Here is a 25038-nt window from a genome sequence, read left to right as displayed (position 1 = left end):
CATGGCCATGAGGGATTCGAACGCTCCTGACGAGGGCGAGGCGGAAAGCCGCGTATTGGCTTCCGGTGAGGGTGCTTCCGTTCCGCCGCAAGCCGCAGTGCTGACGTCACAAAGGCCCGTCCTGGGCATTGCGCTGAAGCTGTGCTCCACCTTCACCTTCGCCAGCATGGCGGTTGCCCTGAAGATCACCACAGAAAGCGTGCCGATCGGCGAGATCGTCTTTGCCCGCAACTTCTTCGGTTTGTTTCCGGTGCTGCTTCTGGTGGCGCTGCGCGGTGAACTGACCGGCTCTCTTCATACCCGTCAGCCGCTTGGCCATGTGGGGCGTGCCATGGCGGGCATTGCGGCCATGCTGTTTGCCTTCACCTCGCTGAAATATCTGCCCATCGCCGACTCGACCGCCATCGGCTTTGCCGCGCCGCTGTTCACGGTGGTTCTGGCCTTCTTCTTCCTTGGCGAGACGGTGCGCATCTACCGCTGGACGGCGGTCATCATCGGGTTCCTCGGCATTGTCGTCATCCTGTCCCCGCATATGGGCGGCACGGAAATGAGCGGTGATGCCTGGTTCGGCGCGGCAGCTGCGGCCGCTGGCGCCTTCTGCACGGCCATGGCGATGATCTTCGTGCGCAAGCTCTGCGAGACCGAGCGCACCAGCACCATTGTCATCTGGTTTTCTGGCTGTGCCTCGCTGATCTCGCTGCTGACCATCCCGTTTGGCTGGATCTTCCCCGATTTCGCCTGGGTCATCCCGGATGCGAAAACGGCAGCCTTGCTCGTCTTCGTCGGGCTTGCGGGCGGTGTCGGCCAGATCGTCATGACCGAGAGCTACCGCTATGCGGATGCCTCCACCATCGCGCCCTTCGACTATGCCAACCTGCTGTGGGCGGTGCTGCTCAGCTGGGCGATCTTTGGCGACATTCCGGTGTGGCAGGTGGTGGCCGGTGCGCTGATCGTGGTCGCGGCAGGCCTCTTCGTCATCTACCGCGAGAGGGCGCTGGGCAAGGACGACAGCCGGGCACGCAAGGCCTCCTCGCCGCTGCGGCCCTGACCCTCAGCCTGCGCCCCGGCTTTCATCGCCCGGTGCAGGCTGAATAGTGTCTCAGAATGCCTTGAAGGTGATGATGGTGCGGGTGTCGCGGATGCCTTCGAGGCAATGCAGCTTCTCGTTGACGAAGTGGCCGATGTCCTCGCCATCCTCGATATAGACCTTCACCAGCAGGTCATAGTCGCCGCTCGTGGAGTAGATTTCCGAAGCGATCTCGGCATCCGCAATGGCATTGGCGACCTTGTAGGTCTCGCCGAGGTGGCATTTGATCATGATGAAGAAGGGCTTCATGGCGTGCTCCTGAGGGCTGTCCTGTCAAAGGACATGGCCGATCCGCCGCCGCCAGTCAATCGCTGCGCTCGCTTGCCGCCGGCAGAGCATGCTTGCCAAGCCGGACCGGGCTTGGTAGCTCTTTGCCGTCTCATGGGGGTGCCCGCCGGATGCGCCGGGCTGAGAGGCGATGGTGCCAACTCCTTGAACCTGATCCGGCTTGTACCGGCGGAGGGATTTGGGATGATGAGCGGTCAAACGGCACGCGGCGCAGCGGATGCTGCTGCCAGGTCTCACATCACTGCAGATCAGCTGGCTTTGCGCACGGCGGAGGTGCTGGAGAAGATCCGCGCGTCCGCGCCCCGTGTGCATTGCCTCACCAATGCCGTCGCGCAGGCCTTCACCGCCAATGTGCTGCTGGCGCTGGGCGCCATTCCGTCCATGACGATTTCGCCGGAAGAAGTGCCCTTCTTCACGGCTTCTGCGCAGGCGCTGCTCGTCAACCTCGGCACGCTGGACGAAGCGCGCAAGGAAGCCGCAAACCGCGCCATCAGCATTGCCGCCGGTGAAGGCAAGCCCTGGGTGCTGGATCCCGTCTTTGCCGACCGTTCGCCGCCGCGCCTGACCGAGGCCGGGCGCCTGCTGGCGCTGAAGCCGTCCTTGCTGAAGATCAACGCCGGGGAGCTTGCAGCTCTTGGCGGCGGGGCGTCCGTTCTGGAACTTTCCCGCCAGCTGGGGCTTCCCGTTGCAATGACCGGTGCTGTGGATGACATCAGCAGCGGCGCGCAGAGCCTTCGCCTTGCCAATGGCCATCCGCTGATGGGCAAGGTGACGGCGACCGGATGTGCTGCCGGGGCGGTGGCGGCTGCTGCGCTTGCCGTGGAGCCGGATCCGGTGATGGCTGCGGCTGCGGCGCTGTCCATCATGGCGATTGCCGGAGAAAGGGCTGCCGTCGTGGCCGCCGGCCCGGGCAGTTTCGTCCCGGCATTTCTTGATGCCCTTTACGGGCTTGATGCGCCGCAGATTGGCGCGCACCTGCGGCTCGCCTGAGCTGCTGCCAGCCTGATTTCAGGAGGAACCATGACTGCCATTGCCCTGACCATCGCAGGCTCGGATTCCGGCGGCGGAGCCGGTATCCAGGCCGATCTCAAGACCTTCTCGGCGCTCGGTGTCTATGGCGCCAGCGTGCTGAGCGCACTGACGGCGCAGAACACGCGCGGCGTCAGCGCCATTCATGACATTCCCCCTGCCTTCGTGCGGGCGCAGATGGATGCGGTGCTGTCCGATCTCAAGGTCAATGCCATCAAGATCGGCATGCTGTCGCGTCCGGACGTGATCCGTGCCGTGGCCGAAGGTCTGGATGCGCATGAAGCGTCCAATGTGGTGCTCGATCCGGTGATGGTCGCAGCCTCCGGCGACCCGCTGCTGGTGCCGGAAGCGGTCTCCGTGCTGATTGCGGAACTGCTGCCGCGCGCGCAGCTGATCACGCCGAACCTGCCGGAAGCTGCCCGCATGCTGAATACGGAAATCGCACAGGGCCGGGAGGCCATGCGCGCTCAGGCGCAGGCGCTGCTGGATTTGGGCGCCAGGGCCGTGCTGCTGAAGGGCGGCCACGGGGAGGGGCCGGAGAGCGAGGATCTGCTGCTGACCCGCGATGGACGCGAACAGTGGTTCACCGCCCCCCGCCATGCCACGCGCAACAGCCACGGAACCGGCTGCACCCTGTCGTCCGCCATTGCTGCGGGCCTTGCCAAAGGCCTTTCGCTGCCGGATGCGGTTGCCGGAGCGAAGCTCTATGTGACCCATGCCATCCGCGCGGCCGATGATCTCAAGATCGGTGAAGGCCATGGGCCCGTGCATCATTTCCACGCGCTCTGGGAGACAAGTCATGCCGACTGAGATCAAGCCGTCCGCCTCGCGCCGTCAGGCCCTCAAGCTGGGCGCGGCCAGCGCCGCTTCGCTGCTGGCAGCGCCCGCACTCGCCAGCACAAACTCTGCGGTGATCGAGTGGAAGATGGTGACCTCCTGGCAGAAGAACCTGCCGGGGCCGGGAACAACCGCCCAGACGATCTGCGACCGGATCGAGAAAATGTCGGGCGGGCGCATGCGCGTGCGGCTCTTTGCGGCCGGCGAACTGGTACCGCCGCTCGGCGTGTTCGATGCCGTGTCAGCCGGTACGGCACAGGTGGCGCACACGGCCTCCTTCTTCTGGCAGGGCAAGATGTCGGCCGCCGTCTGGTTTACGGCGATTCCCTTCGGCCTTCTGCCGCTCGAGCACATCACCTGGATCGAGCAGGGCGGCGGGCAGGCGCTGTGGGACGAGCTTTACGCCCCCTTTGGCATCAAGCCGGTGATGGCGGGCAACACCGGCGTGCAGATGGGCGGCTGGTTCCGCAAGGAAATCAATACGCTCGATGATCTTGCCGGCCTGAAGATCCGCATGCCCGGATTGGGCGGCGAGGTCATGCGCCGTCTGGGGGCAACGCCGGTCGCTCTGCCGCCGGGGGAAATCTTCCCGGCGCTGCAATCCGGCCTCATCGACGCAACCGAGTTTCTGGGGCCGTGGAGCGATCAGGCCATGGGCTTCCAGAAGGTGGCCAAGTTCTACTACGCCCCCGGCTTCCATGAGCCGAACGGCACTGGCGAGGCGCTGTTCAACAGGAATGCACTGGAAGGGCTGCCGGAAGATCTCAGAACCATCGTTCTGGAGGCCTGCAAGGCCGAGAACGGGCGCTCGCTGGCCGAAAGCGAATGGATGAATGCGGGCAGCCTTGAGAGCCTGCAGAAGGACGACGGGGTGCTGCTGCGCTTCTATCCCGAAGACGTGCTGGATGCGCTGCGCCGCGAAACAGAGCTGGTGCTGGGAGAGCTTGCGGCCAAGGACGAGCTTACAGCCCGCATCCACGCCAGCTACAGCAAGGCGCTGGCGCGGCTGGCGCCCTGGAGCCGGGTCTCCGTACAGCGGTTCCTTGCCGCGCGCGATGCCGGCAAGGCCTGACAGACTCCAGGCAGGCCCCGACTCACTGGAAGTGACTCACCAGTGACTACCGGTTTAGGCCCGGGTTTTGCGCGTCTTGAGCATTTTCAGGGAGTGCGCCAGCCTCTCTGGGATCTGGTGTGAGCCATGCGGCATCTGCAACCTGCCGTCTAGCAGCTCAAATTGTTGCTATCCTGCAACATGGCATTGGAAAACGAAACGGCGTGAAATCATTGAAAATCTGACTAAAAAATGTGCAACTGAAATGCAGGCGGGGTTTGAAGCGCTCAATCCTGCTGAATATGACATATTTCCGTCATTCAGGGCTGAGCTTCCCAAAGGGAATGCAGGCTGGTTTTCCGGATTGATGCAATGCAGCATAAATCCTAAGTTCTCGGCCATGCATTCTTTTGCAATTGATCTATCCTGAATTTTGCCTGACCGTTGATCCTGAGGAACAAAGCTTGGCAGGGCTTTGAGAATGCTTGGGAGGGTTTGAGCAACATGGTTCGTATCAGCAAGACGCTGGCTCTGTGCACCACCGCCATCGGGATGATCTCTGTTGCGGGGCAGGCTTATGCAGGCGGTTTTGCGCTGCGTGAGCAGAGCGCTTATTATCAAGGTATGTCCTTCGCCGGTAATGCAACGACCGGTCCGTCGATCTCGTCGATGTTCTGGAACCCGGCGGCGATCACAGGTGCAGGCTTGGGCATCACCACCGAGTCCCATCACGCGCTGATTGCGCCCAAGGCCAATATCAATCTTGATTCGACCTCCACGTTGCGCGCCTATGGCAACGGCGGCGACATTGCGTCCGATGCCTGGATCGGCTCCAGCTACACGGCATACAACGTCAACGATCAGGTATTCTTTGGTCTTGCCGTGAATGCGCCGTTCGGTCTTTCGACCAAACCGGATGGCGGCGTGCCTTGGGCAGGCCAGACCTACAATGCGGGCTCGAAGGCGTTCTCGATCAACGCCAACCCGATGGTCGGCTATAAGGTGAATGACCAGCTGGCTTTTGGCGCGGGTGTGCAGGTGCAGTATTTCAGCGTGCGGCTGAGAACAGGTACGAATGCTTCCACCACGCCGCCCGTCACGACGCTTGAAGGCGACAACATCGGCGTGGGTGTTACCGCAGGCGTGATCTACAAGCCCTTTGCCGGTACCGAGTTCGGTCTCGGCTACCGTTCGGGTGTGGCTCACGATCTTGACGGGACGATCACGTCGGCCGCTGCAGTTCCGATCTATGCCTCGCTGATCACGCCCGAAACCGTCACCTTGTCTGCCAAGCAGCGCATCACCGACAGCTTTCGCGTGCTGGCACCGTGGAGTGGGCCAACTGGAGCCGGTTGAAGTCGCCCAAGGTCACGCTTCAGGCCAATGGCGCCACGCTGACCACGCTGAAGTTCAACTACAACGACGGCTGGTTTGCGGCTCTGGGTGCGGAATATGATGTCAACGAGCACCTGACTGTTCGGGCAGGTGCGGCCTATGAATGGTCGCCCATTGACGACAAGATCCGCTCCGCCCGCCTGCCGGACAGTGACCGGATCTGGTTGAGCGCGGGTGCCAGCTACAAGGTGCTGGACAATCTGGCCTTCGACCTGGGCTACACCCACATCATCGGCCGCGATGCGAATATTCGTATCGCGCCGGGGCACCAGGACTACAGCGCGGCTGCGCCCATCGTGTTCGCCGGCAAGGCGGATGCCTCGGTCAACATCGTCAGCGCTGCCATGCGCTACCGCTTCTGACCGCCTATCCAGCGGTATCAAAGACGGCCGGTACCCGCGGGTGCCGGCCGTTTGCATTTCCGGGACAAACGTCCGTTCCGGTCATTCATTGAACTGTCGCATTTTTCCGTAAATGTCTTTTGTTCAATAATAAATTTCGCCAGAAAACTGGGCGTCTGCTTGTGAAAAACTTTGCTGTCATAATCCTGATACCTGAATCGCGTCTAAGGGGGCAAAAGGTAATCGGGAGCGCCAGACATGACAGCTCTGCAGGAGGGCCAGCATTACCGGGCCCTGTTCATTTCGGATGTTCATCTTGGGACGCGCGGATGCCAGGCAGATCTTCTGCTCGACTTCCTGAAGTACAATGACGCCGAGACCGTGTATCTGGTCGGCGATATTGTCGACGGCTGGCGGCTGAAGCGCAGCTGGTACTGGCCGCAGGCGCATAATGACGTGATCCAGAAGATCCTGCGCAAGGCCCGCAAGGGTGCGCGCATCTTCTATATTCCCGGCAATCATGACGAATTCCTGCGGGACTTCCTCGGGACCCATTTCGGCGGCGTCGAGGTGGCGGACAGTGTCGTGCATACGGCAGCCGACGGGCGCGAGTATCTGGTCATCCACGGTGACCAGTTCGACGTGGTCATCCGTCATGCCAAGTGGCTCGCCTTCTTCGGCGACAAGGCCTATGTGACGGCGCTGGCGCTCAATACCGGCTTCAATCTTGTGCGCCGCCGTCTCGGCCTCACCTACTGGTCACTCTCGGCCTGGGCAAAGCTGAAGGTGAAAAATGCCGTGAACTTCATCGGCCGCTTCGAGGACGCCCTGTCCGATGAAGCCCGCCGCAAGGGCGTTCACGGGGTCATCTGCGGCCACATTCACCATGCCGCCAGTCATGATATCGACGGCATCCACTACATCAACACCGGTGACTGGGTCGAAAGCTGCACGGCGGTTGCCGAGCATCACGACGGAACGTTCGAGGTTATAAGATGGGTGCAGCGTCCGGCCGAACAGCAGGCGGAACAGGGGATGGGGGAGCGCTCCGTCGCGGCATGACATCTATTCTCATCGTCACAGACGCCTGGCATCCGCAGATCAATGGTGTGGTCCGTTCTCTGGAATTGACCGCGAACCAGTTGCTGCGCATGGGTCTGCGCGTTGAGTTTCTGACGCCGCAGCTCTTCCGCACCCTGCCGTGCCCCACCTATCCGGAAATCCGTCTGTCGCTGACCACCCGCGCACGCGTGGCAGCGATCATGGACCGGTTCGCCTGTGACCATCTGCACATTGCCACCGAAGGCCCGCTGGGTCTGATGGCCCGCTCTGTCGCGCTGAAGCAGGGCAAGGTCTTCACGACGAGCTATCACACGCGCTTTCCGGAATATCTGGCGGCGCGCCTGCCGGTGCCGGTGTCTGTCACCTACAGGTGGCTGCGGCGCTTCCACAATGCCGGGCAGGGCTGCATGGTGGCGACCGGCAGCCTGGAGAAGGATCTGGCCGAGCGTGGTTTCACCCATCTGATGCGCTGGTCGCGCGGGGTGGATGCGGAGCTGTTCCGCCCCTATGAGGGCTCTGTCCTGCCGCCGGATCTGCCGCGCCCCATCTTCATGAATGTGGGCCGGGTGGCGGTGGAAAAGAACATCGAGGCTTTCCTCAATCTGGATCTGCCCGGCAGCAAGGTGGTCGTCGGCAGTGGCCCGCAGCTGGAGACATTGCGCAAGGCCTATCCGGACGTGCTTTTCACAGGTCCCAAGACGGGCGAAGATCTGGCCCGTGCCTATGCTTCGGCCGATGTCTTCGTCTTCCCCTCGCTGACGGATACGTTCGGCAATGTGCTGCTGGAGGCGCTGGCCTGCGGCGTGCCGGTTGCGGCCTATCCTGTGATGGGGCCGCTGGATGTCATCGGCGACAGCGGCGCAGGGGTTCTCGATACGGACCTGCAGGCGGCAGCCCTTGCCGCTCTTGATATTCCCCGCAGCTATTGCCGCCAGGTGGCGCTTGGCTTCAGCTGGGAGGCAAGCTCCCGCCAGTTCCTGGACAATGCCATCGACGCCTATAGTTCGCGCCACGATGGCAAGCTGCCAGAGCCTGTCCCCGCCTGAACCTGTCCCGGCCTGAATTGCCACGGTGACAAGCCTTTCGTTGCCGCATGACCAAGCTGTTGCTAGGTCTCGGAAATCGCATATTTCCGGAGACCGGCCATGACAGGTACCCTCTCGCTTGATGATGTGAAGGCCGCGGCCGCACGGCTGCAAGGCCATGCTTTTGAAACGCCGCTCCTGTCCTTCAAGGTGCTGGATGAAGCGGCGGGGCGGAAGGTCTGGCTGAAGCCTGAAAATCTCCAGCGGACGGGCTCCTTCAAGTTTCGCGGTGCCTTCAACCGTCTGTCGCAGATCCCGGAGGGGGAGCGCGCGGCCGGCGTTGTGGCCTGCTCTTCGGGCAATCATGCGCAAGGCGTGGCGGAGGCAGCGCGCATCCTCGGCATGCCTGCCGTCATCGTCATGCCGGAGGATGCGCCTGCCATCAAGCTGAAGCGCACGGCGGAGATGGGTGCCCGGGTCGTTACCTACAAGCGCGGCGTCGAAGACCGCATCGCTATCGCCAAAGCCATCTGTGAGGAAAACGGCGCCACTTTCGTGCATCCCTATGATGACCGGGGCGTCATTGCCGGGCAGGGCACGATTGGCCTTGAGATTGTCCGCCAGTCCGCAGCTCTCGGTCTTGATATCGAAGCCGTCGCAGCCTGCACGGGCGGCGGCGGGCTCACCAGCGGTGTGGCGCTGGGGCTGGAAGAGGGGCTGGCCGGTGCCGTGGTCTACACCTGCGAACCGGCAGGCTTTGACGACTATGCCCGCTCGCTCGCCAGCGGGCGGCGCGAGGTGAATGCCAATGGCTCCGGCTCGGTCTGCGATGCGATCCTCACCGAAAGCCCGGGCGAACTCTCCTTCGAGGTCCTGACCCGCCGCAAGGCGCGCGGGCTGGTGGTGAGCGATGACGAAGCGCTGGCCGCTGTTGCCTTTGCCTTCCGCGAACTGAAGCTGGTGGTGGAGCCGGGCGGAGCGGTGGCGCTTGCCTCGGTTCTCTTCCGCAAGATGCCCGCCGGAAACGGCCCTGTGGTTGCGATCCTGTCCGGCGGCAACATCGATCCGGAAACGCTCGCAAGGGCGCTGGCTGTCTGAGCAGGTTCATTAGGTCTCAAACATGCGAAAACCCCGGTGTGGCCGGGGTTTTCCTTGGATTGTGCTGTTTCTGGAGCGGTCAGCTGAACAGGGCCTGACGCTCGCTCTCGGTCAGCATGGCCAGCGGGTCTTCGTCCTCGGAAAATTCCTCGGCCGCTTCCCACTCGGCATCTGCCTGGGTCTCTTCCGCCGGGGTCTCATCACCGCCGCCCATGTCGAACAGCTTGGCGATGTCGTCCTCGCCCATTTCCTGTTCCGGGTCATCGAAACCGGCTTCGCCAGCAAAGGCTTCGTCTGTCTGCTCGAAAATGGCGTCAATCGTGGCTGCATCCAGCTGATCGACATGCTGGTCTTCTTCGATCTTCGCGGGGGCAGGAGTTGCCTTGGCTGCGGGCTTTGCAGCCGGGGCCGCTGCAGCCTTGGCCGCCGGGGCAGGAGCCGGAGCGGCTGGCTCATTGCCGAATTCGACGCTGAAGAAACCGCTGCTCTGGTCTTCTGCTTCTCCGCCCATCACGTCGTCAACGAAGGACTGGCTGACGCCCTTGCCGGCAAGCTGCGGGCCGTTGAGGAGATGCGCATCCGGGCGGGAATCGACCGGGCCGGCGGTATCGTCGGCATTCACGTCCTCGATGCCCCAGATGCCGATCATCAGGTTGATGCGGCTTTCGAGGTAGCGCAGAACATGCACCACCTTCTGGGTGCGCTGGCCGGTGAGATCCTGGAAGGAACAGGCCATGAAGATTTCGGTGGCCTTGGCATCGATATCGTCGCAGACCGATTCGTCGGCACCGTTCTCGCGCAGGGTCCAGGCATATTCCTGGATCTTTTCCGCAGCGTTCAGGATGTCCTGCGTCGCGCCTTCCGTCTGCGTGATGATCGCATCCAGCTCGTGCGAGGCATCCGTGAAACGGTTGCTCTCCTCATCTTCCTTCTTGATGTTGGAAATCTCACGCTTGGTGCGTTCGATCGCCTCATGCATGTCGGCAATGTCGAGGCGGATGCGGTTGAGATCGGGAACGCTGCGTTCCCGGCGCATCATCTTCTCAAGCCGGGCGATGGCATCAAGAATGGAATTTGTTTCGGAGCTGCGGTGGCGGCGCAGATATTCGGTCAGAAAGCGGCGGCCGCGATCCGATTCCGAAAGGGTCTGCTCCAGTGTGAGATACTCGTGCTCCGGTATCAGGACTGGCGGTTCGGTTTCTGCCATCGTATCGTCTCGGCGTCCTATTCGCTGCAGCGGACATTCGATTCGAATGTTCCTCCAACTCATGCGGTATAGTAGGCCCAAGAAGTTAACATCCCTTTAGGCCGTCAAGGTTCGATCCTTCATGAAGATGTTCCAAGTTGGGCTCGCCCCCCGGGTGAGTGCTCTCTATGGTGTCAATTTTGTCGGTACGGGACTATTCCTCCCATTTTTTCCGATCATTCTTGCAAATAGATCATACTCAGTTACGGAAGTCTCATTTGCTCTCGCAATTGGCACCTATGCAAAGATTGCAGCCTCTCCATTTCTGACGGGACTCTCCGACAAGACTGGCCTGCGCCGTCTTTCGATCTGCTTTTACTCTTTGATGGGTATGGCTTTTCTTGCGCTATTTGCCTTTACGTCAAGTTATGTTCTGGCGGTGGTTGCGGTGATGGGGCTGATGGTCTGCTGGGCACCGATTGTGCCGCTGGCCGATGGTTATGCGCTGGATGTCGTGCGCCAGACCGGCGCCCCCTATGGGCGCATGCGCCTCTGGGGTTCTGCGGCTTTCGTGGCAGGCACTGTTCTTGCCGGATGGCTGATGATGCCGCACACGGAAATGCCCTATCTTGCCGGTATCCTTGGCTCGATGGCGGCGACAGTGCTCGTGGCCGGGACGCTGCCCCCGATGCGCAATCCTGAACGTGAAGCCCGGGAGGCCTCCGCAGCGGCGCAGGCGGCAGACAAGAAGCCTGCCGTTTTCCGTGAGCCCTGGTTTCTGGCGCTGGTCACGCTCATCGGCCTCTCGCAGGCGGCGCATTCGGCTTATTATGCGTTTTCAACGATTTACTGGACCAAGACGGGCGTACCAGAGCATCTGATGGGGCCGCTCTGGTCCGTCGGCGTGACGGCGGAGATCCTGCTCTTCCTGTTTGCGGCAAGGCTGCCGGCCTGGCTGACGCCCATGCGCCTGATCATCATCGGGACCGCAGGCTCGGTGCTTCGCTGGGCGCTGTTTACCCATGTGCAGGACCCTGCCTTCATCGTGCTGATGCAGACCCTGCACGGTCTCTCCTTTGGGGCCGTGCATCTGGGGGGCGTTGCGTTGATTGCGCAGGCCGTGCCCATGCGCTGGTCTGCGACAGGGCAGAGCCTGATGGCAACGTCCACCGGGTTTCTGACGGCGACGGCCACATGGTTCAGCGGGCCGCTTTATGCGGCAGCGCCTGCTTTTGCCTTTTACGCCATGTCGGTGATGGCGGCGGCGGCCCTGATCGGGCTTCTCTTCCTTGCCCGCCACCCCGGCTGTCAGACACGGGCGGCGGACTGATATCAATGCTCGATGAGCTTTTCTCATCGAGCATTGGTTAAACCCTTGCGGCGCTTGAGCATTTTCAAGGCGTGATGCGTCAGCATCGAAAGCCTTGGCATGAGACGCTTCGGCTCCCAGGATCTCAGCCCCAGAGGCTGGCCTGAGGCGGATAGACGAGGCTGCCTTCATAGGTGAGGCCGCCTTCCCGGTCCGCGGTCAGCAGCAGCGGGCCGTCCAGATCGACAAAATCGGCCGTCTGGGCCAGGAGCAGGGCAGGGGCCATGCCGAGGGACGTGCCCAGCATGCAGCCGGTCATGATCTTGTAGCCCAGGGCTCTGGCGTCTGCAGCCAGCGCCAGGGCTTCGGTCAGGCCACCGGCCTTGTCGAGCTTGATGTTGACCGCATCATAGAGCTGGCGCAGGCTCGCCAGTTCATGCCGGGTGTGCAGGCTTTCATCGGCACAGACCGCAATCGGCCGCTCTGCGCTGGCCAGCAGCCCATCATCGCCGGCCGGCAAGGGCTGTTCGATCAGTTCAACGCCTGCGGCCACACAGGCCGCCATATTGACCGCGAAGCAGCTTTCGTCCCAGGCCTCGTTGGCATCGACGATCAGCCTTGCCTCCGGTGCTGCGGCGCGGACGGCGGCGATGCGCTCATCGTCTCCCGGTCCGGCCAGCTTCACCTTCAGCAGCGGGCGGGAGGCCGCTTTGGCTGCTGCTGCCCCCATGCTCTCCGGCGTGCCGACGCTGAGCGTATAGGCGGTCACCAGCGGCTTCAGGCCGGCAAGGCCGGCGAGCGCCGCGGCACTGGTGCCGGCCGTCTTGGCCTCAAGGTCCCACAGGGCGCAGTCGAGCGCGTTGCGCGCCGCGCCTGCCTCCATTTCCGCCTGCAATTGCGTGCGGCTGATGTCCTGACCGAAGCGCGCTGCCGCCTCCTCGATCTGCTGCATCACGCTGGCGATGCTTTCGCCATAGCGGGCGTAGGGCACGCATTCGCCGCGGCCGGTGAGGCCGCCGCGGCTGATGCTGACGGTGACCACATCCGCATGGGTGCGGCTGCCCCGCGAGATCGCGAAGCCGCCTTCGATGGCAAAGCGCTCATGCGCAGCCGTGATGGTGAGGGGCGATGTCATGGCTCAGGCTTCGCCGTAGATTTCAACCACCTTGTCCACCACCTTGGCCATGCCGTAGCGCACGGGGTCGGTCGCGGGCAGGCTGTACTTTGCGGAAAGCTCCACCAGATAGGCCTGTGCTTCCGCATCGCCAAGGGCAGCCGTATTCACCGCAATGCCGATGCAACGGATGTCCGGATTTGTCAGCTTGCCGCACTGGATCGTCAGGTCGATGACCTCCTGAATGGAGGGCAGGGGCGTCTGCACACCGCGCATGGTGCGGCGGGTTGGCTCGTGGCAGACGATGAAGGCATCGGGCTGCGCGCCATGCAGCAGGCCAAGCGTCACGCCCGAGAAGGACGGATGGAACAGGGAGCCCTGACCCTCGATCACATCCCAGTGGCTTTCGTCCGCTGCCGGGGAAATCCATTCCACGGCGCCGGAGATGAAATCGGCCACCACGGCGTCGATGGCAACGCCGCGGCCCGAAATGAACACGCCGGTCTGGCCGGTGGCGCGGAAGTCGCAGTCATAGCCGCGGGCGCGCATGTCGCGCTCCATGGCGAGGGCGGTGTACTTCTTGCCGACCGAGCAATCGGTGCCGACGGTGAGGATGCGCTTGCCGCTGCGCTTGGAGCCCTTGCCGGTGGCGAAGGTCATGTCGGAGTGGCGCACGTCGAACAGCTGGCGGCCATTGCGCTCTGCTGCTTCCTTGATCGCGGGAATGGAGCCGAGGCGCACATGCAGCCCGCTGGCCACATCCAGCCCCGCGTCAAGCGCTTCCACGATGGAGGCAACCCAGTGATCCGGCAGGCGCCCGCCTGCATTCACGGCGCCGACGATCATGGTCCTGGCGCCGGCCTTGGCCGCGGCCGGGATCGTCATATCGGGCAGGCCGGCATCCGCCTGGCACCCCGGCAGGCGATTCTGCCCGATGCACCAGTCCCGGCGCCAGTCGACCACGCCGAGCGCCGTCTTTGCCGCCAGCGCATCCGGCACGTCGCCAAGGAACATCAGGTAAGGGTTCGCAATATCCATTATGTGATCCGCCTCTATTGATTGTCACCGGCCGCGCGTCTGGACGGCCTGCCTTTCTCTCAGGTATAGGGGGTAGTCCTTCGAAGCGGCAAGGGGTTGCGTCAGCACGCATGACATTACAGGTTCAACTGCTCGCTCCCAGATGCACGGCCACCCATGACGGACAGGCCGTGACCGTTGCCCTGTCCGGTGACTGGGTGATCCGCACGGCCATGGAAGCCGAAGCGATCGTGGAAGGTCTTGTCAGCGAGCAGGGGCAGCTTGAGCTTGTGCTGGATCTTACGGATCTGCGCGCGCTGGATACGGCGGGCGCCTGGCTGATTCACAGGCTGCGCGGGCGTATCGAGTTTTCAGGCACGCGTGTGCGCGTCGAAGGGCTCCGGCCGGAGCAGCAGATCCTCTTGAACGAGGTGGATGCCCACCATCCGCCACCGCCCAGCCATGAGCCGCGGCAGGGCATGCTGATCAATCTGATGGAAGCGACCGGCAAGTCGGTGGTTGAGGCATGGCAGGATTTCATCGCCATGCTGCACATCCTGGGCTCGCTCAGCACGGTTGTCGCCACGGTTCTGTTTCAGCCCAAGCGCCTGCGCGGCATTGCCATTGCGGTGCAATTCGACAAGTCCTGCATCGGGGCCGTGCCGATTGTTGCGCTGATGAGCTTCCTGATCGGTGCCATCATCGCCCAGCAGGGCGGGTTCTATTTGCGGCAATTTGGCGCAGACCTCTTTGTCGTCGATCTGGCGGGCGTGCTGGTTCTGCGCGAGATCGGCGTTCTTTTGACCGCCATCATGGTGGCCGGCCGGTCCGGCTCGGCCTTTACGGCAGAGCTTGGCTCCATGAAGATGCAGGAGGAAATCGACGCCCTGCAGGTCATTGGCCTCAATGTGACGGAGGTGCTGATTCTGCCGCGCCTTCTGGCGCTGATGGCGGCCATGCCCGTGCTGACCTTCGTATCTGATCTTGCGGCGCTGACTGGCTCCGGGCTTGTAACCTGGTGGTATCTGGAGATCCCGCCAGCGGCCTATCTGAACCGTCTGGAAGAAGCCATCACCGTCCAGACCTTCATCGTTGGCATGGTCAAGGCACCGTTCATGGCGCTGATCATCGGCCTCATTGCCTGTGTGGAAGGCCTGAAGGTCGGCGGTTCGGCTGACTCCCTTGGCCGTCACACCACCATGTCTGTTGTGAAGGCGATCTTCCTTGTCATCGTCGTTGATGGTCTTTTTGCCATCTTCTTTGCAGCCATCAACGTATAAGGGCCATGATGAGCACTGCTGACGCCCTGGATGAGACGGTTCAGCCTGCGCGGGAGCGGGAGGTTCTCTTGTCTGCGCGCGGCGTCACGGTCGGCTTCGGCAAGAAGATCATCCTCGACAAGCTGGATCTTGATGTCTACCGGGGTGAGGTGCTGGGGTTCGTCGGCGGGTCGGGAACCGGCAAGTCGGTGCTGATGCGGGCCATCCTCGGCCTTACCCCGCGGCGTGCTGGCCGCATTTCCGTGTTCGGCCAGGACCTCGACAGCGCCACTCCGGACGAGCGCAACTGGATCGAGCGGCGCTGGGGGGTGCTGTTCCAGCAGGGCGCGCTGTTCTCCTCGCTGACGGTCAAGCAGAACATCCAGGTGCCGATGCGCGAATATCTCGGGCTTTCGCAGCGGCTGATGGATGAATTCGCCTTTCTGAAGCTGGAGCTGGTGGGCCTGCCGCGCGATGCGGCGGATAAATATCCATCCGAGCTGTCCGGCGGCATGGTCAAGCGTGCCAGCCTTGCCCGTGCGCTGTCGCTGGATCCGGATCTGGTGTTTCTCGACGAGCCGACCTCGGGCCTTGATCCGATTGGCGCTGCGGCCTTCGACGGTTTGATCGCCAAGTTGCGTGAAACCCTGGGTCTGACCGTTTATATGGTGACACATGACCTTGATAGCCTGCATTCGATCTGCGACCGTATTGCGGTTCTGGGCGAGAAGCGGGTTCTGCTGGCCGGCACAGTGGATGACATGATGAAGAGCGAGCACCCTTGGGTGAAATCCTACTTCCGGGGCGAACGCGCCCTGCGCAGGGTTTGAAAGGCAGCTGATGGAAACCCGTGCAAATTACGTGATGATCGGCGGCTTCGTTCTCGGCATTCTCGTCGCGGCATTCCTGTTCATTTACTGGCTGGCGGCTGCGGCCGATTCCGGCAAGAGCATCAATGTGAAGGTCGTCTTTCCGGGCGCCGTGACCGGCTTGCCCGTCGGCGGGCAGGTGCTGTTCAACGGCATCAAGGTGGGCGATGTGTCGGGCCTGGACTTTGACCCGCAGGATCCGCGTATCGTCATTGCAACCATTCGCGTTTCGCCCAATGCGCCCTTGCGCAAGGATGTGCGGGCCACTCTCGGCTTCCAGGGGCTGACCGGCGTTGCCTATGTGGACCTGAAGGGCGGCACGACGGACACCGGGCTGCTTCTGGATGCGCTGAACGAAGGCAAGGAGCCGGTGATCTATGCCGACCGCTCCTTCTTCGATGATGTGCTGGAGAATGGCCGCGATGTGTTGCGCAAGGCGGATACCACGCTGGAAGCCATCAACGATGTGCTGCGCGAAAACCAGCCGGTCATCGCCTCCACCATGCGCAATGTCGAGACATTCTCTGCTGCGCTGGCCCAGAACTCCGATGGCGTGAAGGACTTCATGGCCTCCATCGGCGAGGCCACGGTCGCCTTCAGCTCGCTGTCCGGCAAGCTGGAAGGGCTGGTGATGCAGGGGGAACGTATCCTGGCTGCAGTGCCGGATGACAAGGTTGAGGAACTGGTGGTCAATATCACCGAGTTCTCGGATTCACTGAAGGCCGCAGGGCCCGAAATCCGCCAGATCATGGGCGATGCCAGCTCCGCCGTGGCCAATGTGCAGCAGTTCACCGAGCGCATGAACTCCTCCCTGACGCAGGTCGAGGCGGTGGTCAATGCGGTGAAGCCGGAAGAGGTGCAGCGTGTGGTGGCAGGTGCCGCGAGCCTTGGCGATGTGCTGTCCAACCGCTCGTCCGACATTGACGACCTGATCCGCAGCACGACCAGCACGATGGCCCATGTGGACCAAGTGGCGCAGACGATCCGCAGCCGTGAGGACGATATTGTCACGCTGATCGGGGATGCGCAAAAGCTGCTCGCCGGCCTGATCAAGACCGTGGATGACACCGGTGAGGTGGTCGCCGCGATCGATCCGGCGCGCATATCCTCGATTGTCGATGCGGTGGACCGTACGGTCAGCGCCATTGCCGGGCAGGGCAACGCCATTGCCGAGACGATCGCCTCGGCGCGCAATGCAGCCACCAATGTGGAGCGCATGTCGGCTGACCTTTCCGCTCGCACAGACGATGTGAACCAGATCATCACGGACGCAAAGACGGTTGCTGCCAACCTCAACACCTCGTCTCAGAAGCTGGACGGGTTGATGGACAAGGTGAACACCATGGTCGATGGCGACGGCGAAGGCCTGATCACCGAGGCAACGAAGGCGATGACGGCCATCCGCAAGGTGGCGGAGGCCTTTGAAAGCCGTGCGGGCGGTATCGCCGACGGCCTGTCGAAGTTCGCTTCACAGGGCTCGGCTGATCTGGCGGCGACGCTGGGGCAGGTCAACCGCACCTTCATCACGCTGCAGCGGGCGATCGAGAACTTTGACCGCGCGCCGAACCGGGTGATCTTTGGTGGGGACGATGTGCCGCGCTTCAACGGCGGGCAGCGGCGCTGAGACCGGGGGCTGCCCTGCCGGGCAGTCCGGCGGATGAAGCACTGACGAAACAGGGCCATGGCGTTGAGGCGCTGCGGCTTGGCAAGGAACGGCACAGGCCGGGAAGACGAAGGGCATGACCGACGCTGTAACGCTGATCAACCGCCGCCGCGCATTGACGCTTCTGGGGCTCGGAACCCTGGCGGCCGGCCTGTCTGCCTGTGCCTCCACAGCTCCCAATGCGCTTTATGGCATTGAGGCTCCGGCGGCTGCCGCTGCAGAAGGGGCACGCAAGCCCGTGCAGGTGCTGGTCGCCGTGCCGAAGGCGCTGCAGGCGCTCGACAGCAGCAACATTGCGGTGGTGCAGCAGGGGCCGGTCTACACCTATTTCCCGCAGGCCGCCTGGGCCGATCAGCTTGGCAATGTGGTGCAGACCGGAATCGTCCGGACGCTGGAGAACACCCGCCGCCTGCGCGGGGTCGGCATGCCGGGGGATGGCTTGCTGATCGACTATCAGCTCCAGACCGAGATCCGCTCCTTTGAACTGAATATCGCCGGCAGTGCGCGCGGCGTCGTCGAGATTGCAGCCCGGCTCGTGAACGACCGCAACGGCCGGACGGTGGACAGCATGGTCTTCCGCGCCGAGGTGGCCTCCGGCGGCCAGTCTGTCGATCAGGCCGTGCGCGCCATGAACACCGCCGCAGGGCAGGTCTTCGCCGAACTTGCGGCCTGGGTCATTTCCAAGGTCTGACCTGAGGCAGGGCTCGAGGCAGGGCAGGGGACTGGTAACCGGCACTGATACCAACTCCAGCTGAGCTTGCCTCATCGGGAGTTGGTCAAGCCCGTGCGGCGTTTGAGCCTTTGCAAGGCGTGATGCGTAAGCAGCTCTGAGCCTTGGTGTGAATTCACCCCGGCCAAGCGCAGCGCGAGCCGGGGCCCGCTCGTTTGAAGAGAAAATGAAATTGTCTGTTGCCGGGCGGCAAGCTCCCCTCGGCAGCAAGCCTCTGCGCCGGACCTCAACCTCACCGCTCTGCGAACGAGCGGACCTTGGCTCAAAGGTTGTGGCAAGAGCAGGAAGCAGTGCCCACCTCACAGGTCCCGGCACAAGGCCGGGACGGCGGAGAGAGCTTATCTCCTATCGCAGGAAATTCCGGCCACTCTACCCGAAGTGACCGGGCACTGCCTGAACATCCCCACCGCGCCGTCCCGGCCTTGTGCCGGGACCTGTCAGGGATTTCCTGCCTGTTGGTTCTGCAACCTTCGGCCGGATCCCGCTCTGCTGCGTCTGGGTGCTCATCGGCCCTAAACAAAAAGCCCGCCGGATCGCTCCGGCGGGCTTTGTTGTTTCAGGTCAGACTGGTTCAGTCCAGACGGCCGCTTGCGTGGGCCAGCATGGTGTAGACCTTGCCCGTGTCCGAGGTCAGGTAGGTCTGACCCAGCATGTTGTCACGGTCATTGCGCGAGACCTGGGTGAGGAGTTGCTCGAAATCGGCGATGTACCGGTCAACCGCCGTGCGGAATTCCGGATCGCGGCCGTATTTCTGGCGGATCTCATCAAAGGTCTGCTGACCCTGCAGGGTGTAGAGACGGCGGGTGAAGACATGCCGCTCACCGCGCTTGTAGCGGTCCCACAGGTCGATGAAGGTCTCATGGTCGATGGCCCGGGCGATGTCCATGGACAGCGAGTTCAGGCTTTCGACCATGTGCAGCGGCGTGCGGGTTGCCTTGCCGCCATCCTCGTCACGCGAGGCGCGGCGCAGCAGATCGCTCACCCAGCCCTTGCCGCTGCCAGCTTCCGGCGCCTGCTCGGGAGCAGGGGCTGCGGCCGGGCGGCGGGTTGCGGCAGGCCGCGGTTCCGGCTCGCTGCGCGGGGCAGGGGCGGCCGGACGGCTCGGGGCGCTGTAGCTGGCAGCCGGGGCTGCGCTGGCTGCAACGGCACGCTCCTGCGGGCGGGAGATATCCAGCGCGTTGGACTGGCGGGCAACGATGTCCGACAGCTCGCTGAGTGCGCGGATCTGCTCGTTGACGACCTTGCGCAGGGCGGCAGACGACTCTTCCGCCTCTTCCGGCAGGTTGAGAACGCCCTGCTTCAACTCCTGACGGGTTGCTTCCAACTCGCGGTGCACTTCGCGGGCGACGTCCCGCATGCGGGTTGCCGCTTCGCCGAACCGCTCCTGTGCTTCCGTCACGGTGCGGCTCATTTCCTTCATGATCTCGTCCTGCACGGCGCGGATGGCATCGCGGGCGCGCTGGCCTTCCATGCCTGCGGTGAGGCGCATGGATTCGAACTGCTCGGCCACCTGACGCGAGGCGGCTTCGGCAGAGGCCGAGAGCATGGTGGCGGCTTCGCGGGCCCGGTCATCGGCCGTGTCCAGCGTTTCCGTCAGCGTGCTGGTGAAGGTGCGCATCAGCGTGTCGACCGTTTCGGTCTTGGCCAGCAGCGTGTCGGCCACCTGTTCAATGGCGGTCTTGCGCTCGGCCACGCGGCCCTCGACCAGACGGTTCGTCTCCTCGAGGTGACGGGCCGCGCTGATGAGATCCTGGCTCTGCTGGTCGAAGCGGGTCGACAGGGCCTTGATGTCGGCCAGAACCGTGGTCGAGATATCCCGCAGCGCGCCGACCTGACCATCGATGAGGCCGGTGGAGGAGCTGGTTTCTGCGACGGCACGGTCCACGGCGGAGCGGAACTCGCTGGCCCGGCGGGCCAGGTTCGTTTCCACGTCCGACAGGTTCTGCCCGGCATCGGCCATCACCTGATGCAGCGTGCTGTTCGACTGGTCGAGGCGGTCCAGGATGGCCGAAACGTCGGCTTCCAGGCGCAGCTTGGTCTCTTCCAGCACGTTGACGGCACGGTTGCTACGCTCGTCGAGGCCGTTGATGATGCGGTCGCCCGCTTCCACCAGCGAACGGGTCGCCTCGAGGCCGCGCTGCGCGAAGCTCTCGGTGACGTCGCGGCCCTTGACGGAGATGGCGTCAAGGATGGCACGGTGGATCTCGGACACACGGCCGGTGAGTTCATTGGCGCGGGTTTCGATGGCGGCGACCAGATGGTTGCCGTCCTCACCCACGAGCTTGCTGAACTCGGCGCTCTGCGAGGAGAAGGCCTCGTTGAGGGCCGCAGCCTTTTCGAGCATTTCCTGTGCAACGGCATGGCCGCGCTGCGACAGCAGCTCGGCGGCCTGCTGCACGGCACCGCTGACGCGGCTGCGCACCGAATCCGCCTCGCCGGAGATGAGATTGCGCATCTCTTCCACGGTGCGGGTGAGGGTGACGCGGGCGTGCTCGCTCTCGGCGTTGAGGTTGCCGGAGATTTCCGCAATCGTGCGGGCGAGGTCGCCGCGCACCTTGTCGCTTTCGCCGGTGAGCGAGCCGGAGAATTCGGCCAGCGTGCTGACGTAGAGCGTGCGGGCCTTTTCGCTCTCCACGGCCATGGAACGGGCCGCTTCTGCAACGGCGCTGAGCACCATGTTGCGGATGCGCTCGCCTTCGCCGGAGAGGGAGCCAGTGGCAACGGTCATGGCGCCGGTGACGCTCTCGGCCGCCTTCTGGCTTTCGCCTTCCAGCACGCCGCGCACTTCACCAACTGCGGTCAGAACCATGTCGCGGATGCGCTCGCCTTCGCCCGACAGCGAACCGGTGGCCAGCGCCATGGCGCTGGTAACGGTTTCTGCCGCCCGCTGGCTTTCGCCCACCAGCACGCCGCGTGCTTCGCCCACGGCGCCCAGCACCAGCTGGCGCAGGCGGTCGCCTTCGCCGGACAGCTTGCCGGTGACGTCGGAGAAGGTCGTGCTGACCGTCTCGACGGTGCGGCTGCGCTCTTCGGAGAGGGCGGAAGCGGCCTGCGTGACGGCGTCGAGCACCATCTCGCGGACACGGGTGCTCTCGCCGCTCAGCGTCGAGGTGGCATCCTGCATGGCTTCGGTCAGAACCAGACGGGCGCGCTCGGTCTCCGACGACAGGGTGCCGGTGATGGAGGACAGGCGGTCGGTCAGCACCGTTTCCAGCTGGCTGGCGCGGCTGTCGAGGGTTTCGGCCACTTCGAAGACCTTGGCGCCCAGCGACACGTTGATTTCCGCAATCCGCTCGGAGAGGGATTCGGTCAGTTCCGCGCTCTGGCGGGCCAGAACGGAGCCTGCCTCGTCCAGACGGCTGTCGAGTGCCTGCGCCATCTCGGTCTGGCCGTCGACGAAGGCCTTGGCGATCTCGCGGGTGCGGGCAATCAGGGTTTCGCTGATCTGGCGGGCGCGGCTGTCGAGGGTCTGGTCGATCCGCTCGGTGCCGGCAATCATGCTCTGGGCGAGATGATCGGCCTTCTCGGAGATGGCTTCGGCAGCCTGATCCACGCGCTCGCCGATGAGGCGGCCCACGGTGTCGGCCTTGTCGGCGAGGGATTCGCCGGCCGTTTCCACGCGCCGTGCCAGCTCGAAGGTGATTGCGTCGGAGCGGTCGGCCAGAACGTCGGCAATGGTGCGCGACTTCTGTTCCAGCGTCTCGCTGAGCAGTTCCGTGCGGGTGCTGATCGCGTCGGACAGCATGACCGTGCGGGTTTCCAGCGCCGCCTCGAAGGCAGCCGTGCGCTGCTCCAGCGTCAGATCCAAGCTGTTGATGCGGCTGTCGAGCGAGGCATCAAGGCCGCTGGCGCGGATTTCGAAGGTCTGGTCCAGACGGTGGATGCTGTCACCCAGCGCCGTGTCCAGCGTGGTGATGCGGCTGTCGAAGGTCTGGTCCAGACGGCCAAGGCGGCTGTCGAGGGCAGCGTCAAGGCTGCTGGCCCGGGCTTCGAAGGTCTGGTCAAAGCGGTTGATGTTGTCGCTGAGGGTCGTCTCCAGCCCGCCGATGCGTGCATCGAAGGTCTGGTCGATGCGGCTGATGCGGCTGTCGAGTGCCAGGTCAAGCCCGCCAACGCGGTGCTCGAAGGTCTGGTCGAGGGTTTCCAGACGGCTGTCGAGCGTCTGCGCCAGCACGGTGGAGCGGCTGTCGAAGCTTTCGACCAGCTGCGAGCCGCGCTCGGTGACGATCTTTTCCAGCTCGGTGAGGTGGGTCGCAAGACCTTCCTGCAGGGCCTGGCCGCGCAGTTCCATGGTCTCGGCGATGCGGTCGCCCACGGAGCCGATGTCGGCGCTGACGCGCTCGCCGCGGGTGCCGATGAGGCGGGCGAGTTCGGTGCCGGTTTCGGCCAGCTTCTGGGCAAGTTCGGTGGTGCGCTGGCCGAGCGAGCTGGAGATTTCCGAGGAAGCTGCCTGCAGCGTCTCGCGGAAGCCGATGGTCTGGCTCTCGATGAGCAGGGCCATTTCGGTGCCGCGGGCGCCAAGGCGGGTGTCGAGTTCGGCGCCATGCACGGTGATGGCCGTCTCGATGCGCTCGCTGATGGAGCCAAGGCGGTCCGCCAGGTCGCCGCCGCGGCCGGTGATGGTCTCGGCGAGGCTGGAGGAGGTTGCATCGAGCTTGGAGGCGATTTCGCCGCCGCGCAGGGACAGGTCCACAACGATGGATTCGCCGGTGCCGCGCAGGATCTCTGCGACCTCGGAGCTGCGCTCTGCGAGGGTTTCGACGATCTCGGCGCCCTTGAAGGAGATGGCGTCGGTAACGGCCTGGCCACGCTCGGTGATGCTGCTGACCACGCGCTCGCCGGTGTCGCTGAGCGAAGCATCCAGCTGCGACACGCGGGTGTCGACGGTGGTGATCAGCTCATCGGTCCGGGCGGAGATGGTGTCGATCAGGCGGCCCGAGGTGAGGGACAGGGTTGCGTTGATCTCGTCACCGCGCAGGGCAATGGTCTCGCCGACGGAATTGCCGGTACGCTCCAGCGCCTCGGTGAATTCCTGCGTGCGCAGGGTGAGGGTGGTGGTGATTTCGCCGCCGCGCACATCCAGCGTCTCGACGAAGTTGCTGGCCGTTTCGGCAAAGCGGTCGTTGACCTCCTTGCCGCGGGTGGTCAGCGTCTCCCACATGTCATTGCCGGTGCGCGACAGGTTGTCGACCAGTTCGCTGCCCGAAGAGGTGAGGCGGGCCACATAGTCGCCGGCGCGGTCGGTGAGGGCGTCGACCAGTTCGGAACCGGAGGCATTGAGCGAGGAGCTGAGCGCGTCGATGCGGCTGTCGACGGAGCTGGTCAGCTCGTTGATGCGGTCTTCCACGGCGCCCACCAGACGGGAGGTGGCCGTCTCGACGGTGCGGGCGATTTCCTCGGAGGTGGCGGACAGCTGGCCGGCAAAGCTTTCGTGAGCGCCGGAAATGGAATCGCGCACCCGGTCGGCATTGGCGAGGATGGCCTCGCGCTGGCTGACCAGTTCCTCGATGAGGGCGCGGATCTTCAGCTCATTGTCGTTATAGGAGCGCTCGAGCGAGGAGACTTCGTTATGGACGAGGACTTCCAGCTCGCTGGCGCGGGCAATGGCCCGCTCGATGCCGTCGCCCATCGCAGCGACTTCGCGGCGGATGGCCTGACCGACGGACAGAACCGATTCCTTGGCCATGTCTTCCGGCTCTGCGAGGCGCAGGGCCACTTCCGTCATGCCACGGGCGACGATGCGCATTTCCTGCGCACGCCAGATCATCATGGCCATGACCCAGAAGAACAGGACCGGTACGGCGATGGCAACGCCGGCAAGCACCAGGCCGGGGGCTGCGGAAAGGCCCGCGCCGCTGGACAGGGCTTCGATCTGCGTGCCGAAGCTGGAGATGGTGAGGATCGACCCGATGGCGCCCCAGACCACGCTCAGCACCAGCGCCACCCAGAAGGGGGCAGCCGAGGGCCGGCGCTGCAGGGCGAAGATCAGGTTGCCGATGGTGCGGCGGTCGTCGTTGGCCGCAGGCGGGCGTCCGCCGCGTCCCCGGCCCCGGCGCCCTTCGGTGGACGCCGTGCTGTCTGCTGCATCGGCAGATCCGCTGCCCGGTCTTTCCGCGCGTGCCGCTTCGCCAAGGGCCGCACGGGCCCCGTCTTCGCTGCCCGCTGCCGTTGCGGGGCCGCCGAAGTCGAGCTTCAGCGCCTCTTCAACTGCCGACAGTGCCGCTTCCGCCGGGTCTTTCACCTTCGGGGGATTTGCCATCTGGATCGCCTCACATCCGAACTCATTACAAATCGGAGGCCTGAGCCACCGAGCACTTTTTCCCGCGCCGTTCCGGGTCTGCCTCCGCCTCGATTCTGACGCAGAAACCGTCCGCCGCTTGGACATGGCAGGGCGGGGTGCCGCCGCATCGGCTGCCTGACGCTGAGTCAGGCGGCCTTTTCCCCATCTTGCCGCATCAGACAACGTAATGGCACAATCTGCGTTAAGGAACAAGAAACGCCATTGTGAGTCAGCCTGCCGGAGGTGGTGAAGCCATGAGTCAACGCAACGTAAGATCGTCCTCCGGCGGCCCCGCAGACAGCGCCGGACCTGAGGCAGCTGGTGCGAAAAAGCCCTCTGCGGCACAGCTCAAGTGGCTTGCCAGAGGCTTGGCGCAGGCCGGTGGAAAACTTCCACTT

Annotated in this window: 17 protein-coding genes, 1 pseudogene and 1 riboswitch; of the genes and pseudogenes, 13 read left to right on the top strand and 5 right to left on the bottom strand. The window is 63.8% G+C overall.

Annotation, left to right across the window (positions count from 1 at the left end):
- Position 1 precedes the first annotated feature (1 nt).
- A complete protein-coding gene (locus tag ACVNHC_RS14840) occupies positions 2-1048 on the top strand; it encodes a DMT family transporter (RefSeq protein ID WP_058899399.1) in 1047 nt (348 codons plus the stop codon).
- Positions 1049-1099: 51 nt separating this feature from the next.
- On the opposite strand, the gene ACVNHC_RS14835 is transcribed toward ACVNHC_RS14840, so the two are convergent.
- Complete coding sequence (locus tag ACVNHC_RS14835; RefSeq protein ID WP_019964510.1) at positions 1100-1336, bottom strand: Lrp/AsnC ligand binding domain-containing protein; 237 nt, start codon at positions 1334-1336, stop codon at positions 1100-1102.
- A gap of 124 nt (positions 1337-1460) precedes the next feature.
- Positions 1461-1570, top strand: a riboswitch (TPP riboswitch).
- On the opposite strand from ACVNHC_RS14835, the gene ACVNHC_RS14830 reads away from it, so the two are divergent.
- The 7 genes and pseudogenes from ACVNHC_RS14830 (at position 1559) to ACVNHC_RS14800 (ending at position 9213) form a co-directional block, all read left to right on the top strand.
- Complete coding sequence (locus ACVNHC_RS14830) at positions 1559-2365, top strand: hydroxyethylthiazole kinase (protein ID WP_208999453.1); 807 nt, start codon at positions 1559-1561, stop codon at positions 2363-2365. It overlaps the preceding riboswitch by 12 nt.
- A gap of 30 nt (positions 2366-2395) precedes the next feature.
- Positions 2396-3214: a bifunctional hydroxymethylpyrimidine kinase/phosphomethylpyrimidine kinase gene (gene thiD / locus ACVNHC_RS14825; protein WP_457167686.1), complete on the top strand. Its 819-nt coding sequence runs from the start codon at positions 2396-2398 to the stop codon at positions 3212-3214.
- A complete protein-coding gene (locus ACVNHC_RS14820) occupies positions 3204-4313 on the top strand; it encodes a TRAP transporter substrate-binding protein (protein WP_457167685.1) in 1110 nt (369 codons plus the stop codon). Before thiD ends, ACVNHC_RS14820 begins: the two co-directional genes overlap by 11 nt.
- Positions 4314-4796: 483 nt before the next feature.
- Positions 4797-6049 (top strand): annotated as a pseudogene (locus ACVNHC_RS14815) (OmpP1/FadL family transporter).
- Positions 6050-6286: 237 nt separating this feature from the next.
- Entirely contained in the window at positions 6287-7090 is an 804-nt protein-coding gene (locus ACVNHC_RS14810) for a UDP-2,3-diacylglucosamine diphosphatase (RefSeq protein ID WP_058899404.1), read from the top strand.
- Positions 7087-8136, top strand: a complete 1050-nt coding sequence (locus ACVNHC_RS14805; RefSeq protein ID WP_050474166.1) for a glycosyltransferase family 4 protein — start codon at positions 7087-7089, stop codon at positions 8134-8136. The genes ACVNHC_RS14810 and ACVNHC_RS14805 overlap by 4 nt, the downstream gene beginning before the upstream one ends.
- 99 nt (positions 8137-8235) lie before the next feature.
- Entirely contained in the window at positions 8236-9213 is a 978-nt protein-coding gene (locus ACVNHC_RS14800; RefSeq protein ID WP_457167684.1) for a threonine ammonia-lyase, read from the top strand.
- 79 nt (positions 9214-9292) lie between these two features.
- Here ACVNHC_RS14800 and ACVNHC_RS14795 read toward each other — a convergent pair whose 3' ends face one another.
- Positions 9293-10420 carry a protein phosphatase CheZ gene (locus ACVNHC_RS14795; RefSeq protein WP_457167683.1) on the bottom strand — a complete coding sequence of 376 codons (1128 nt, stop codon included), beginning with the start codon at positions 10418-10420 and terminating at the stop codon, positions 9293-9295.
- Positions 10421-10541: 121 nt separating this feature from the next.
- On the opposite strand from ACVNHC_RS14795, the gene ACVNHC_RS14790 reads away from it, so the two are divergent.
- Positions 10542-11729, top strand: a complete 1188-nt coding sequence (locus ACVNHC_RS14790; RefSeq protein ID WP_208991329.1) for an MFS transporter — start codon at positions 10542-10544, stop codon at positions 11727-11729.
- A gap of 124 nt (positions 11730-11853) precedes the next feature.
- On the opposite strand, the gene dgcA is transcribed toward ACVNHC_RS14790, so the two are convergent.
- A complete protein-coding gene (dgcA, locus tag ACVNHC_RS14785; RefSeq protein WP_457167682.1) occupies positions 11854-12843 on the bottom strand; it encodes an N-acetyl-D-Glu racemase DgcA in 990 nt (329 codons plus the stop codon).
- Positions 12844-12846: 3 nt separating this feature from the next.
- A complete protein-coding gene (gene dgcN, locus ACVNHC_RS14780) occupies positions 12847-13860 on the bottom strand; it encodes an N-acetyltransferase DgcN (RefSeq protein ID WP_457167681.1) in 1014 nt (337 codons plus the stop codon).
- Between the two features lie 110 nt (positions 13861-13970).
- Here dgcN and ACVNHC_RS14775 point away from each other — a divergent pair, with 110 nt between their 5' ends.
- The 4 genes from ACVNHC_RS14775 to ACVNHC_RS14760 all read left to right on the top strand — a co-directional run bounded on the left by ACVNHC_RS14775 (position 13971) and on the right by ACVNHC_RS14760 (position 18321).
- Complete coding sequence (locus ACVNHC_RS14775) at positions 13971-15119, top strand: ABC transporter permease (RefSeq protein WP_058899409.1); 1149 nt, start codon at positions 13971-13973, stop codon at positions 15117-15119.
- A gap of 8 nt (positions 15120-15127) precedes the next feature.
- Positions 15128-15928: an ABC transporter ATP-binding protein gene (locus tag ACVNHC_RS14770; protein ID WP_208977185.1), complete on the top strand. Its 801-nt coding sequence runs from the start codon at positions 15128-15130 to the stop codon at positions 15926-15928.
- A gap of 10 nt (positions 15929-15938) precedes the next feature.
- Positions 15939-17591 (top strand): MCE family protein, encoded by a 1653-nt coding sequence (locus ACVNHC_RS14765; RefSeq protein ID WP_050474158.1) that lies wholly within the window; start codon positions 15939-15941, stop codon positions 17589-17591.
- Between the two features lie 115 nt (positions 17592-17706).
- Positions 17707-18321 carry an ABC-type transport auxiliary lipoprotein family protein gene (locus tag ACVNHC_RS14760; protein WP_123194677.1) on the top strand — a complete coding sequence of 205 codons (615 nt, stop codon included), beginning with the start codon at positions 17707-17709 and terminating at the stop codon, positions 18319-18321.
- A gap of 610 nt (positions 18322-18931) precedes the next feature.
- On the opposite strand, the gene ACVNHC_RS14755 is transcribed toward ACVNHC_RS14760, so the two are convergent.
- On the bottom strand, positions 18932-24619 hold the full coding sequence (locus tag ACVNHC_RS14755; protein ID WP_457167680.1) for an apolipoprotein A-IV repeat region-like domain-containing protein: 5688 nt from the start codon (positions 24617-24619) through the stop codon (positions 18932-18934).
- Between the last annotated feature and the right edge of the window lie 419 nt (positions 24620-25038).

Source organism: Pannonibacter sp. Q-1 (assembly GCF_054073275.1).
The sequence above is the reverse complement of the archived record's forward strand: the minus strand, read 5'-3'. Positions and strand labels throughout refer to the sequence as shown.

What these genes read in the sequence shown, in the direction of transcription:
- ACVNHC_RS14835 (WP_019964510.1), bottom strand. Translation starts at nt 1,336, where the DNA reads ATGAAGCCCTTCTTCATCATGATCAAATGCCACCTCGGCGAGACCTAC.
- ACVNHC_RS14760 (WP_123194677.1), top strand. Translation starts at nt 17,707, where the DNA reads ATGACCGACGCTGTAACGCTGATCAACCGCCGCCGCGCATTGACGCTT.
- ACVNHC_RS14795 (WP_457167683.1), bottom strand. Translation starts at nt 10,420, where the DNA reads ATGGCAGAAACCGAACCGCCAGTCCTGATACCGGAGCACGAGTATCTC.
- ACVNHC_RS14765 (WP_050474158.1), top strand. Translation starts at nt 15,939, where the DNA reads ATGGAAACCCGTGCAAATTACGTGATGATCGGCGGCTTCGTTCTCGGC.
- ACVNHC_RS14800 (WP_457167684.1), top strand. Translation starts at nt 8,236, where the DNA reads ATGACAGGTACCCTCTCGCTTGATGATGTGAAGGCCGCGGCCGCACGG.
- ACVNHC_RS14805 (WP_050474166.1), top strand. Translation starts at nt 7,087, where the DNA reads ATGACATCTATTCTCATCGTCACAGACGCCTGGCATCCGCAGATCAAT.
- ACVNHC_RS14820 (WP_457167685.1), top strand. Translation starts at nt 3,204, where the DNA reads ATGCCGACTGAGATCAAGCCGTCCGCCTCGCGCCGTCAGGCCCTCAAG.
- thiD (WP_457167686.1), top strand. Translation starts at nt 2,396, where the DNA reads ATGACTGCCATTGCCCTGACCATCGCAGGCTCGGATTCCGGCGGCGGA.
- ACVNHC_RS14755 (WP_457167680.1), bottom strand. Translation starts at nt 24,619, where the DNA reads ATGGCAAATCCCCCGAAGGTGAAAGACCCGGCGGAAGCGGCACTGTCG.
- ACVNHC_RS14775 (WP_058899409.1), top strand. Translation starts at nt 13,971, where the DNA reads ATGACATTACAGGTTCAACTGCTCGCTCCCAGATGCACGGCCACCCAT.
- ACVNHC_RS14840 (WP_058899399.1), top strand. Translation starts at nt 2, where the DNA reads ATGGCCATGAGGGATTCGAACGCTCCTGACGAGGGCGAGGCGGAAAGC.
- ACVNHC_RS14770 (WP_208977185.1), top strand. Translation starts at nt 15,128, where the DNA reads ATGAGCACTGCTGACGCCCTGGATGAGACGGTTCAGCCTGCGCGGGAG.
- ACVNHC_RS14830 (WP_208999453.1), top strand. Translation starts at nt 1,559, where the DNA reads ATGATGAGCGGTCAAACGGCACGCGGCGCAGCGGATGCTGCTGCCAGG.
- dgcN (WP_457167681.1), bottom strand. Translation starts at nt 13,860, where the DNA reads ATGGATATTGCGAACCCTTACCTGATGTTCCTTGGCGACGTGCCGGAT.
- dgcA (WP_457167682.1), bottom strand. Translation starts at nt 12,843, where the DNA reads ATGACATCGCCCCTCACCATCACGGCTGCGCATGAGCGCTTTGCCATC.
- ACVNHC_RS14810 (WP_058899404.1), top strand. Translation starts at nt 6,287, where the DNA reads ATGACAGCTCTGCAGGAGGGCCAGCATTACCGGGCCCTGTTCATTTCG.
- ACVNHC_RS14790 (WP_208991329.1), top strand. Translation starts at nt 10,542, where the DNA reads ATGAAGATGTTCCAAGTTGGGCTCGCCCCCCGGGTGAGTGCTCTCTAT.